This window comes from Neobacillus sp. DZ-9, from assembly GCF_059587065.1.
The window spans coordinates 416,973-429,169 of the sequence record NZ_JCAIOL010000001.1 but is presented as its reverse complement, the minus strand read 5'-3'; the positions used below and the strand labels follow the sequence as shown (position 1 = coordinate 429,169).

Below are 12,197 nucleotides of genomic sequence, written 5' to 3'. Positions count from 1 at the left end.
GGGATTTCTCATGGGTTTGGTTATCATTTTTGCTCTTGTTACCGTGATCGCTGCATTTGGAGGATTAAGGTCACTAAAGGATAAAAACATGCTAGCTGCATTTTGGGGTGTTGCATCCTTTCTTGTTTTCGGCTGGTTTACCGTTATGACTATTGTTGAACACGGTTTCCCAACTGGAACACATTAAAAAAGACTGTCATTCGACAGTCTTTTTTTTGTCATTCTTTTATCATCTTATATATTTTCTTTGCTTTTAAATCGATAATATTTTCAAAACTGTTTCCAAATAACAAGGCGTCGCCGGATGGGGAAATAGTGATGGGCTCGTTTTCTAAACCCTTCATCTTTACTTTTTTGCTCCCCTTTTTAACATCATATAATGCTAATTGAAAACCACTTCTATAAGAATCAATTTCACCACTGCTCAGCGGTTGGAGAGTAATAAATTGTCCCTTCCTCTCATTGTAATCATAAAAAGGAACTAGCCAATCAGAAAACTTAGTCAATTGCGGAATTGAGAATGAATATATTTCTTTATTCCTTTGGTCATAGAAGGAATAGACAGCCCTCGATTGATCCTGCTTATTCACCGTGATGGTCATAAGTAAATTGCGAAATGTTGAAAAATGAATGGCTGATGGAAATATAGGTTTCTCACTTTCATTATCCAGGTTCATCCTGATTAGTGGAGCAAATAAAGCAGGATTATTTTCATCCCAATTTAAGAAAACAATCTCCTTCTCATTCATCCATTTTATAAATGGCTGTGGTATGGACAGCTCTTTTGTTTTTGAATTTTCAAAGTCTAGTAATGAAACTGAGAAAGTCCAATCTTCAGCAAATTTGGTAACGAGTATTTGTGATTCGTTATATGGATTCCAATCAAACTCTAACTCATGGGATGAAAATGATTCATTTAGTTTTTGTGTACCCTTAGCATCGATGATTGTTACTAAGCCCTCATACGAAGATGGAGCGGAATGAATCAATATATAATTTTTTGATGGACTTATTTCAACTGTAACAATTGGATGCTCACTTTTATAAATTAAATCACTTTTTCCTGTTAATAAATGATATCGGTACACATTGGAAGTCTGCTCGACGTTTGTTATATAGAGGACTTCGGTATCTGAGAACCATCCGGCAAACTTGTAAAATTCACCTTCTGGTGGTGATACTGGTAACTTCCATTCTGTTCTTTGTTCAGTAGTAGGAGTTTGGCTCTTATTAGGTTTTGCTGAAGTTTTTGATTTCTGCGGGCCCTTATTCGTGCAGGCACTAACAAGGAGGGTCATAACAATCAATATAATGAACAAAGTATGGTTTTGATAGGACTTGATTCGATTTAACTGAATCATCTTCCCCTCCTTGTATCTCTCTTCGGCTTATTTATTAATGTTATTAATTTTAATGAGAATAAACGGACAATACAAGTATTGAGCTTATTAAATTTATAAATAAAGGGCAGCTAAAAATATTGCTTCGGCCCGTTTCAATATTTCTGGAAATTGCGATAGCGGCAGGGGGTTTATTCCCTTTCCTAACTCCAACGTAAAACCTGGCTGTTTAAACTCCTGAATAAACCAGTCCTTATATCCTGCATGGCTATTTACATAGCGAATCGCCTCGTATCCACTGACTTTTTCAAATTCTTTAGCAATCGTCTCTGATTCAGCAGGTTCAAAGCCCTCATAGCCCCAATAAAATTCCTCCCCTTGGGTATGGAACGCTAATACACGATTAAATAGGTTATTTTTTGCCAAATCAGCCATGGCAATGGCCTCTGGTTCCGTTAACGGCAAATTGCCTGGATAGTCCCTTGGCGCTGGTGATTTGGGCCGCTTGTTTTGTTTACAAATATCCCAGTTAGCCGGAAATTGATTATTTAAATCAATTCCTCGAATATTGGCTTTCCAATGAATAAAATCATCACTACCTTCATTAATGCTGATGACTTCATCCCTTAAACTAATAGGAGGTCCGTTTAAAACCAAATCCACGCCATCAGGATTAACCATTGGAACGATAGATAATTCTACATTTTGGTATAGTTCAAGAGCATTCCTCCCTCCCATTAAGCTTCCATTTGTTAATGAGAGGAGAAACTGATTTAACAGATGCATCAGCACTATAGTTGTAATCCATTCATTCGCATGGAAAGAGGCATTCATATGTACTATTTTAGTACCTTTTCCAATCCGAATTTCCTGAATCGAATTTCCAAGTACACTGCTTCCTATTGCAGAAACTTTTATAAATGGGTATACCTTTTGAAAATGATTAATAATCTTAACTAAACTCTTATAATCGCAGCCAGCTTTTGCTGTTATATTGGGTTTAGTAATCCTTTCAGGCAAGTAAATCGTTTCACCCAATATTAACTGTTTTGAATTCAGGTTTTGATTTAATAAATGAACGGCATCAACGGCTAAATTTTTAGATTGCGCTATTTTCCAAAAGGTATCCTCTTTTTTAATGGAATATGGTACAGAAATAAATCCCGGCAAAAGTATTTTTTCAGAGACTTTTAAATGAACTGGGTCGACATCCGGGTTAGAATCGATTATGAGATCGAGCGGTACCATAAACAAATTACTCAAATATGACAAGGTATCTCCGGAGCGTACAATTATCTCCATAATATCTCCCTCCATTTTATATGAACATATGAAAGAGATTAGAAAAAATGATTTCAAAAGAAAAAACCTGCAAAATATGCAGGCATTATCCAAATTATCTTATAGGTTTAATTTATTTTTTATAAGCCATGCCGCTCCAAGAACTCCAGCATCATTTCCCAATGTAGCAACCGCTAGCTTAGTAGAATCTTTTACAGATGAGAAAGCATATTTTTCAAAGTTTTCTCTGACAGACTTTAATAAAATATCACCGGCTTTTGATACACCGCCGCCGAGAACAATTTTTTCAGGATTAAGGGTGTTTGCTATATTGGCCAAAACAAATCCTAAATGGAATGAAACATCTTCTAATACCTTTTTAGCCAATAAATCTCCATTTCGGGCAGAATCAAAAACATCTTTTGCCGTAATATTTCCATTTGCTGCATGCTTTTCAGCTAACTCCCCATTTGATCCGCCTTTTAAAAGTGCTTCATTGGCCATGCGAACGATGCCAGTTGCTGAGGCAACAGTCTCCAAACAGCCTGTTTTTCCACAATTACAAGGAGCCCCGCCAAATGGAATAGCGGTGATATGGCCAATTTCTCCCGCAGCACCGTTAACCCCTTGAACAATATTTCCGTTTGCAATGACACCACCGCCAACACCTGTTCCTAAGGTGACACAAACCAGGTCATTCGCTCCATTACCTGCACCCTGCCACATTTCTCCTAATGCCGCACAGTTTGCATCATTTTCAATTACTGCTGGCAAGGAAGTTGCTGCCTCTAAGCTTTCTTTAAGTGGGTAGTTATCCTTCCAGCCCAGGTTGACAACATTTAAAATGATTCCAGCTTCATAATCTACTGGACCTGGTGCTCCCATTCCAATTCCAACTAATTGTTCTAGGTTGGTATCAAGCTCATTTAGTTTTTCAATGATTGATTTTGCAATATTGGAAGTAATGTTTTGACCTTCGTTCGAATTATCTGTTGGAATTTCCCATTTATGTACGATAACTCCATCCATTGATATAAAAGCAATTTTAGTCGTTGTTCCACCCAAATCAACACCTGCGATCCACTGACCTGACATTTATCTCACCTATCTTTATGATTGACTTTTTTCTTTTTGAAATTGTATTTCTTGTCTTAAAATTAATAGGGCTGTTTGATATTCCCTTTGCTCGATTAATTGGGCTTGAAACAACTCAGTTAATTCCGCTTCCATGAGTTCTAGGTCAGCGACTCTATCCCCGATATAAATAATCGTACCAAAGCTCTTTAAAAATTGTTGAATTTCATAAACGGTTTTCATCTAGGATCCCCTTAGTTTATTAAATGGAGGAAATAATATTATAGAAAAAGTATACCGTATGCTACATTTCTCCTCAAGGAAATATATTTTGAACAATGGTTATTTTAAAGGCTGTGTTAAACTAAGGTGTTGATTTGCGCTCCAGGCGCGTGCGGTTCGGGCGTGCCGGGGAGCCTCCTCGGCGCTTTGGCGCCTGCTGGGTCTCCCCTGCCCCGTACTCCCGCAGGAGTCTTCGCGCCTTCCGCTCCAATCAACAATCTTTAAAAATCAATAATTGGCTTTATCACAGCCTAAATATAAGGCTTACTTTCCTCCATTTGCTTGGATAAACTGGACGAGTTTTGCAAAATCTTGATTATCTGGTTCTAATTTAAGTGCCTTTTCTGCATTGGTTTCGGCTTCCTTAATATCATCTTCATTTAAGTTTACCAATGCCAGATAATAATAGGCTGCAGCTGTATTTGGTTGTAGTTTTAACACCGTTTGCAAATGATTTTTTGCAAACGGAAACAACTTTTCCTTATATTCAACGAAGGATAAGATTAAATATAATTTTTCAGAAGGATTGGCTGCCGTCTCTTCGAAATTCTTCAATGTATCATATGCCTGATTATACTTTTCTTGATGAATATACTCTTGTGCCATCGAAATAGCTGATTTTTCACCAATGGCCTTTGAAGAATTGCTAAATCCATAATATAACGACACCCATAAAACAATAGCTGAAATAATGAAAATGAATATTTGCAATCTCGGCTTCCATTTTTTAGGTAAATGTACAATCCCTGCAGCAAGGAATCCTCCAAACAGCCCTCCTAAATGCCCGGCATTATCAATTCCTGAGGAAGAGAACCCAAACATGAGATTGATTGCCAGTACAAAAATTATATTAAATCCCATGGTCCGGAAGAATAATTTAGGATAGTTTACCCCGAAATAGAGCAATGCCCCAAAACAGCCAAAAATAGCACCACTTGCCCCTGCTGATAAATTATAACTGAATATAAAACTGGCAATAACACCAGTAACTCCAGCAAACAAATAAATTAATAAAAAACGAACATTGCCAAATATCCGTTCCACTGTCGTTCCAAGAAAATACAATGCAAGAGAATTCATGGCCAAATGAACAAATCCAATATGAAGAAATACGGGAGTAATAAACCTCCACCATTCCCCTTCGTATATTAGTTGGTTCATTTTTGCTCCATATTTAATAAGTGTTGCAGTATTTGTACTTCCACCATGCAGTTGAAGCCAGAGAAAAACCGCAATTTGCATAATAAGTAAAATATAAGTAATAAATGGCTTCCCTTGCATGAAAAGTGCCTTTTCTGAATTCACCTTTTGAACGGCAAGCCCAAAAGCTGTTTTCTTAAGCGCTTCAATTTCTATTTCTGTTATTTCATTTTTAATTGGAAATTGAACGTCTTTTTGCAGCAAAGCGGAAATTTGCTGGAACCCTGAGTCATATGCATCCTTTGCTAATAATATCGAACGAACTGTCGTTTTTTTGGCCTCTGAATTCACATATGGAGTTGAAAGACGGTATTGATAATCATCTACAGGTGGATATTGACTGACATAAATGTTTACTACAAGTAATTCATGACGACCAATTTGCTTCCGGACTCTTTCCCCATTCGCTGCGGTAAACTCGATATCTCTTTGCATCGCATTGCTCCAATCTAAATCATGAAGGAGCATTCTAATAATTGGGGCATGTTTATTTTCTAATTTTTCAAGCCAGAGCTCTTTTTGATTCTCAAATAATTGAATAATTCTGTAGCCATGGTCTGCTATTAACGCATAGGCCAACTCCCAGAATATGTAACCCTCTTTATAATTCATTTCTCATCAACTTTCTATTAACCTCTTTTTCTTCATTATAAACGAATTGAACACGGTACATTAATATAAAAAAAACCATCTGTGGTTTTCACCATTCAGATGGTCCTCCTCCTAATACAGATTGCATCATTTTTCGTTTCACACCTGGCAAACTCATTATGGAACCCACCGCAATTCTCCGCATCCAGCTAGAACCTAGCAAGACATTAATCAAACGATAACGGTAACGAAATACAAAATAACCAATTGACCCTATCATTAAAATTGATGTTAACATTCGAGACATTATCATCCCTCCTGCTATTATTCTGTGAAGATGATAACTTTTTTATCCAATTCTAAACCATTAAATATTTTTAAAAACAGGTTCCATTGTTTTCTTTAATACATTTACAGAATGTGTAAATTTCTCTTTTTCATCATCATTTAAATCAAGCTGAACAATCTGCCTAATGCCGTTACGGTTTACCACAGCAGGTACTCCAATGTATATATCCTTTTGACCATATTCACCATCTAAATATGCGGAAACAGTTAGAACAGAATTTTCATTTTGTAATACTGCCTTCGTCAATCTTACTAAGCCCATGGCAATGCCATAATAGGTAGCCCCTTTTCGCTCAATGATATGATAGGCTGCATCCCGTACATTTAAAAAGATTTTATCAAGTTCTTCTTGATTGAATCCTTCTTTATTTTTTGTCCATTCAGAGATCGAAGTACCTGCAATATCGGCGTGACTCCAAACTGGCAGTTCTGTATCACCGTGCTCGCCAATAATATAAGCGTGGACATTTCTAGTATCAACGTCAAAATAATCTCCAAGTAAAAAGCGAAAACGAGCTGTATCTAAGATCGTACCTGAGCCAATCACCCGTTCTTTTGGAAGCCCGGAATACTTCCAAACAGCATAAGTTAAAATATCCACCGGATTGGTTGCCACTAGAAAAATACCATCAAAACCCGAAGACATAATTTCTTCAACAATCCCCTTAAAAATTCTTGTATTTTTCTCAACCAGGTCAAGGCGGGTTTCCCCTGGCTTTTGATTAGCACCCGCAGTAATGACTACAAGATCTGCCTGCCCGCAATCTTCATAGCCGCCGTACCAGATTTTTGTTCGAGAAGGTGCAAAGGGTAAGCCATGATTTAAATCCATTGCATCACCTTCTGCCTTATTTTTATTTAAGTCGATTAAAACAAGCTCTTCAGTAATGCCTTGATTTAATAAAGCAAATGCGTAACTTGAGCCCACAAACCCTGTCCCAATAAGAGCCACTCTATTTACACGATTTAACATAAAAATTCCTCCTTACAAATCGGTTCGGATATTTTGTTTACACTTAGATTGTATATCAATTTACAATCTTTTTTTACTGTAAAAATCAAATGAAACCGTTATCTCTTTAACAATTTTGTTAACAATTATAAAGAAAGATGGATGACCCAAATCGCTAAGATTGCGGCTATTAAACCGGAAAGAAAATTAACCATATCATTATCCACAAAGGATACCCCTTTAATGCGGGTAGATGGCTTACCACAGTGAACCATTTTTTCAGTATGAATTCCACAGTTAACACATCTATATTCTTGTTGATAATAGGCACCAATTAAAGTATCAATGACATTCCCTAAATATCCAAACAAAAATATAATCAAACTCTCGTAGACAGGCATATGAAATAACATCATAGTAAAGAGAGCAATCAAAAGTGACCCGCTTATTGCTGCTGCACTTCCTAATAAACTGATTGCCCCAGAGGTCCCTTTTTCAATTCGCTTAAAGGTTCGTATGTATATTGGATTATTTCGGCTTAAACTTCCTATCTCAGAAGCCCATGTATCCGAATTAGCACTTGCAAGAGCGACACAAAAACCAATTAACCAAAGACTATCATTTAGGAAAAAATAAATGATACTAAAAATGGCGGCGGCCCCTCCATTTGCTGCAACCTGACGCCAATCCCTCGTCGCACCTTTTGCTAATTTTTCCTCAATGGAAACTTTAGCTGCACTTTTATATTTTGACCAAAGGCTTGAAGTGGCAAAAAAAGTCCCTAACAGGAACAGCCCCTTTATACCAAAACCAATATAAACTGCAAGTCCAGTCAAAATTGCCCCAATCGCTCCTGACTTGGTTAAGGAATTAAGTAAATATCCCGATGAACCGGAAATAAGGATCACCCCCATTATCAATATTGCCGCCATTATGTTATTTGAATGACTCCTTCGACAGTAACAATTTTCGAAACAGGAATATCATGCTCCTCGACATGAAATTGGTGAATCGTTTGCTCATTAAAGGCAAGTGATAAAGTTTTACCATGAAACTTTGTTAAAAAGCGATCATAATAGCCGCCGCCAAAGCCCAAGCGGAACCCTTCTATTGTGAAAGCCAATCCAGGAACAATTAAAAGGTCAATATCGGCAGGATTCACCTCGGCTGTTAATTCGACAATGGGTTCGTATAAGCCATAAAACACGGATTCTAACTGCGAAAATTGAGTTAAGGTTCGAAATGATAACCTTTTTTCCTTCGGGTAACACTTAGGAACTACAACCGTTTTTCCTTCTTCCCAAGCTTTTCGAATAATTTGATATGTATCGACCTCTGGCCGTTTTGAAACAGTGATTCCAATCACGTTTGCTTGCTTCCAATCGTCCTCATTAAATAACCTGCTGGCAATTTTATAAGAATATTCCTCGTAAATGGGTTTTGAAAGCTTTGAAAGTGTTTCTTTCATTTGATTACGAAGGTAGTTTTTATCATTCATTAATAGTGACCTCCATTTTTAGACAACAAAAAAAGCAGCAGGAAGCCCTACTGCTTATTTTGTTTCACGGTGTGCTGTTGTGCGCTTTTCTCTTGGGCAATATTTCTTAAGCTCAAGACGATCTGGGTTGTTACGTTTATTTTTTGTTGAAATATAGTTACGGTCTCCACACTCAGTGCAAGCTAACGTAATATTAACACGCATGTTATTTCCCTCCAAACGATTAAGCTAGTTCGTTCATACGACTTTTCTATAATATCATTTTTCAAAAGGAAATGCTAGTGTGTTTTTTAAAAGTCCTTGCTCCATTGAAATCAATTCATTTTTGCTCGTTCCGGCAATTGTCCAAGTATTCATTTTTTTCGTCTCATGCTGATCCAATGACATGTTAATGGTGAAAATACTAGCAGCAGGTCCACCAGCCATCGGCTGATATTTTAGGCTGCCTTTATGCAATGAACTCCAAATTTGATCCGTATACGCTGACCATTGTGGGATGGTAGTATATTCTTTCATACCATATCCCTCGAATTTAGAGTTAACCAGAAAAACACCATTATCTGCAACATGAAAAATTCTATTATCCGTCGGCGACACAAAAGTTAAATTGTCCTGTTTGATATTTGCATAATGGTGCATTGCTAAGACTTTGATCTCTTTTTTATGATTACTGTGATTACTTACATATACACTTGAAAAACGAATTTTTGAATGAATCGGTTCATTTTTTACTTTTACAATCAATTCTTCATCAAAAATTACCTTTTCTGCACAATTATGAAGCCAATAATATTTTCCATTTACCCAAATCCCGGGAATAAACTGAAGAAATTCAATGGAAGCTTGACGTTCAAGAAACGGTTTATTTTTTTGTGAATCAGTTAAGTTCATATCGCATACACCTTTTATAAATTATTTGGTGGTACTAATTAATTTTGTTCATGAACCCGTTTGTTTAATAACATATCTTCCATGACTCTGCTTGTTTCGGAAGCGATTCTTTTCCACCCATACAAGCTATTAACAACCTGCCTTCCTTTCCGTCCAATTTCATCAGCTTTTTGAGGGTTACTAATAAGAAAATCAATTTGCTCGAGTAAGCTCTCTGCATTTCCAGGAACCATCAGCATTCCTGTTTGCAGATGTTTAACAATGCCCTTAATTCCTCCTGTTTTAGAAACAATTGTTGGTTTTCCGAGAATCATTGTTTCTAGTGCAACAATTCCAAAAGGTTCATACAAGCTTGGAAAAACCGCTAATTCACAACCAGAGATTAGGAAATTTCTTTCTTCATCCGAAATAAAGCCAATAAAAGCAACATGCTTTTCTAAATTTCTGTCAGTAACCTGCCTCCTATACGTTTCGAGCATCGGTCCCTTGCCAGCAATAATAAAAAAGTAATCCTGCCCTTTCTCTTTTGCAATCGCAGCTGCATCAAGAATGGTTTGAAACCCTTTTTCTTTAACAATTCTTCCGATTGAAAAAATGTACTTCCTTTTAGTTAGATCTGGAAAGATCTCGCCCGCCTTCCTTTTGGCTGACGGAGGTTCAACACCATTCGGAATCACTGCCAGCTTCCCAGATTTAGCTTGAAAAATGGACAACATTGTATCTTTCATGTATTCACTACAAACGATAAGTTGATCGGAATTATTAATTAATTGCTGCTCTTTATCATGTATAAACTGCTGCATTTTCGTATGAATTCCATTATTTCTGCCATGCTCTGTTGCATGAATGGTTGCAAGAAGAGGGATTCGCAGAGCTTCCTTTAAGGTAATGGCGGCAGTTCCAACCAGCCAATCATGAGCATGAACCAAATCAAACTTGACTTCTTCTAATAATTTTTCGGCTTTGAACGCCATGGCGAGATTCAGTCCTCCTATCCAGGATAGGAAATTGTCATCCTGCTGATTAACAGGATTAACACGATGAACATGAACGCATTGTACCTTTTCATATATATGAAGCTCCCCATTACCTGCCGTTAAAACATGAACTTCTTGACCTAATTCTGCTAAATGAGTAGATAATCCGAATACATGCCTTGATAGACCCCCAACAACATTTGGCGGAAATTCCCAGCTAAGCAAAAGTATCTTTAACTGCCTGCTTTTAGATGACTGTTGGTTTATGTCGGCTTGTCCAGATAATGGTCTAGTCATTATTGTCCACCAAGTTTTTTGCATCCATATAATAACTATAGGTGCTTACATAATCCATCCATTTCGGGGGACTTTCTTCATATCGGTGAAACTGTAATAGGTCGTAATTAAGCCCATTATCGCCTGACATTTCAAAGACGGGGGTTTGCAGACAGTTTGACCTGAATAGTGGGAAAAAGCCTGTATCCGACATTTGAATACCTAATTCAGCAACATAGCGGCGCTTGGCAGCCAAACCTTTAACAAACCAATGACCATTTTGATAGGGAACTGTAATCTCAAAATAGTGGTGAGCGTTTTTTCCATTAAAGTTTAAATCTGTAACATCATAAATTCTAATAACCGTGACATGTTCCTCAAACCTGCTGTTAAAAAATAATTCAATGGCTCTTTTGGCTACAGTAGAAACATCCCAGAATAGAAATAGTTTTCGAGGTGTGACAAGCTTTGCTTTTAATTCACCTGTTTGAGGAATATAAGTCTGTGGTATATGATTATTTGAGGAGTTTTCATCCTTTGTGGTTCGTTTATTTTTTATTATTTCATTAATCATGATTTCCTCCATTCTGCAAACACACATTATATGCGAAAAAAAACAAATTATTCATTAATTAGTAATTTAATCGTAACACCTCATTGGCAAGGAGACAATAAACGCAAATTGTCGCATTTTGCTTGTACTTCGACAAAAAAGGTGAAGCAATATGCTTCACCTTAGGCATTCAAATCAACACGTTCACCTGTTACAAGATAAATGACGTTCTCAGCAATATTTGTAGAGTGATCGGCAATTCTTTCTAAAAATCTACATACAAACGCTAATTGGATAATTTGGTTCGTTGAGTTAGGATTTTGTGGAATATAACCCAAAAGCTCTTGGATTAACCTTCCAAACATTTTATCCACTTCATCATCTTTTTCTGCACATTTTTTAGCAATCGAAATATCTTCCGAATAATAAGCAGTTATCGACTCAGAAACCATATCTAAAGCCATTTCCATCATATTAGGAATATCAACAAGTTCTTTAATATGCTTTTCTTCGCCAATATGCACAGCAGATTTGGCAATATTTACAGCCATATCTGCCATTCGCTCTACTTCAGACGATACTTTCAATGCAACATTAATTTTCCTTAGGTCTGATGCGACAGGAGACTCTCTAGCAATTAGTAATAATGCTTTATCATTTATTTCGTGTTCCAAATCATCGATTTCATTATCACCATTAATTACAAGCTTTGCCTTCTCGATGTCCTGATTAATTAGAGCAATCATTGCTTCTTTAATTGCATGCTCCGATTTATCAGCCATTTTTAAAAGTAATTCTTTTAACTGTTTCAAATTATTATCAAAATTTGCTCTTGTACTCATATTCGTCACCTCATCATCCGAATCTTCCAGTAATATAGCCTTCTGTGCGTGAATCTTTAGGATTTGAAAAAATTATAGAAGTAGAATCTAAT

General features: G+C 36.8%; 15 protein-coding genes. 1 reads left to right on the top strand and 14 read right to left on the bottom strand.

Features of this window, described 5'->3' with window-relative positions; all coding sequences use genetic code 11:
- Positions 1-10 precede the first annotated feature (10 nt).
- Positions 11-187: a DUF2759 domain-containing protein gene (locus tag AC59HZ_RS02130; protein WP_496544250.1), complete on the top strand. Its 177-nt coding sequence runs from the start codon at positions 11-13 to the stop codon at positions 185-187.
- A 31-nt stretch (positions 188-218) separates the two neighbouring features.
- Here AC59HZ_RS02130 and AC59HZ_RS02125 read toward each other — a convergent pair whose 3' ends face one another.
- The 14 genes from AC59HZ_RS02125 to phoU all read right to left on the bottom strand — a co-directional run bounded on the left by AC59HZ_RS02125 (position 219) and on the right by phoU (position 12,105).
- Positions 219-1,361, bottom strand: coding sequence for a YqgU-like beta propeller domain-containing protein (locus AC59HZ_RS02125; RefSeq protein ID WP_496544249.1), 1,143 nt, complete (start codon positions 1,359-1,361; stop codon positions 219-221).
- A gap of 93 nt (positions 1,362-1,454) precedes the next feature.
- Complete coding sequence (locus AC59HZ_RS02120; RefSeq protein WP_496544248.1) at positions 1,455-2,642, bottom strand: M14 family metallopeptidase; 1,188 nt, start codon at positions 2,640-2,642, stop codon at positions 1,455-1,457.
- A gap of 99 nt (positions 2,643-2,741) precedes the next feature.
- Entirely contained in the window at positions 2,742-3,716 is a 975-nt protein-coding gene (locus tag AC59HZ_RS02115) for an ROK family glucokinase (protein WP_496544247.1), read from the bottom strand.
- 15 nt (positions 3,717-3,731) lie between these two features.
- Positions 3,732-3,938, bottom strand: a complete 207-nt coding sequence (locus tag AC59HZ_RS02110) for a YqgQ family protein (RefSeq protein ID WP_496544246.1) — start codon at positions 3,936-3,938, stop codon at positions 3,732-3,734.
- 303 nt (positions 3,939-4,241) lie between these two features.
- Complete coding sequence (locus tag AC59HZ_RS02105) at positions 4,242-5,789, bottom strand: rhomboid family intramembrane serine protease (RefSeq protein ID WP_496544245.1); 1,548 nt, start codon at positions 5,787-5,789, stop codon at positions 4,242-4,244.
- Between the two features lie 88 nt (positions 5,790-5,877).
- A complete protein-coding gene (gene yqgO / locus AC59HZ_RS02100) occupies positions 5,878-6,075 on the bottom strand; it encodes a protein YqgO (protein ID WP_430066499.1) in 198 nt (65 codons plus the stop codon).
- 60 nt (positions 6,076-6,135) lie between these two features.
- On the bottom strand, positions 6,136-7,089 hold the full coding sequence (locus AC59HZ_RS02095) for an L-lactate dehydrogenase (RefSeq protein WP_496544244.1): 954 nt from the start codon (positions 7,087-7,089) through the stop codon (positions 6,136-6,138).
- A gap of 125 nt (positions 7,090-7,214) precedes the next feature.
- Positions 7,215-8,000 (bottom strand): DUF92 domain-containing protein, encoded by a 786-nt coding sequence (locus AC59HZ_RS02090; RefSeq protein ID WP_496544243.1) that lies wholly within the window; start codon positions 7,998-8,000, stop codon positions 7,215-7,217.
- A complete protein-coding gene (locus AC59HZ_RS02085; protein ID WP_496544242.1) occupies positions 8,000-8,566 on the bottom strand; it encodes a 5-formyltetrahydrofolate cyclo-ligase in 567 nt (188 codons plus the stop codon). Before AC59HZ_RS02085 ends, AC59HZ_RS02090 begins: the two co-directional genes overlap by 1 nt.
- Positions 8,567-8,620: 54 nt before the next feature.
- On the bottom strand, positions 8,621-8,770 hold the full coding sequence (gene rpmG / locus AC59HZ_RS02080; RefSeq protein ID WP_015594975.1) for a 50S ribosomal protein L33: 150 nt from the start codon (positions 8,768-8,770) through the stop codon (positions 8,621-8,623).
- A 54-nt stretch (positions 8,771-8,824) separates the two neighbouring features.
- Positions 8,825-9,457, bottom strand: a complete 633-nt coding sequence (locus tag AC59HZ_RS02075; RefSeq protein WP_496544241.1) for a hypothetical protein — start codon at positions 9,455-9,457, stop codon at positions 8,825-8,827.
- A gap of 38 nt (positions 9,458-9,495) precedes the next feature.
- Positions 9,496-10,731, bottom strand: a complete 1,236-nt coding sequence (locus tag AC59HZ_RS02070; protein WP_496544240.1) for a glycosyltransferase family 4 protein — start codon at positions 10,729-10,731, stop codon at positions 9,496-9,498.
- Positions 10,724-11,284 carry a DUF4912 domain-containing protein gene (locus AC59HZ_RS02065; protein ID WP_496544239.1) on the bottom strand — a complete coding sequence of 187 codons (561 nt, stop codon included), beginning with the start codon at positions 11,282-11,284 and terminating at the stop codon, positions 10,724-10,726. Before AC59HZ_RS02065 ends, AC59HZ_RS02070 begins: the two co-directional genes overlap by 8 nt.
- 161 nt (positions 11,285-11,445) lie before the next feature.
- Positions 11,446-12,105 (bottom strand): phosphate signaling complex protein PhoU, encoded by a 660-nt coding sequence (gene phoU, locus AC59HZ_RS02060; protein WP_496544238.1) that lies wholly within the window; start codon positions 12,103-12,105, stop codon positions 11,446-11,448.
- Positions 12,106-12,197 lie beyond the last annotated feature (92 nt).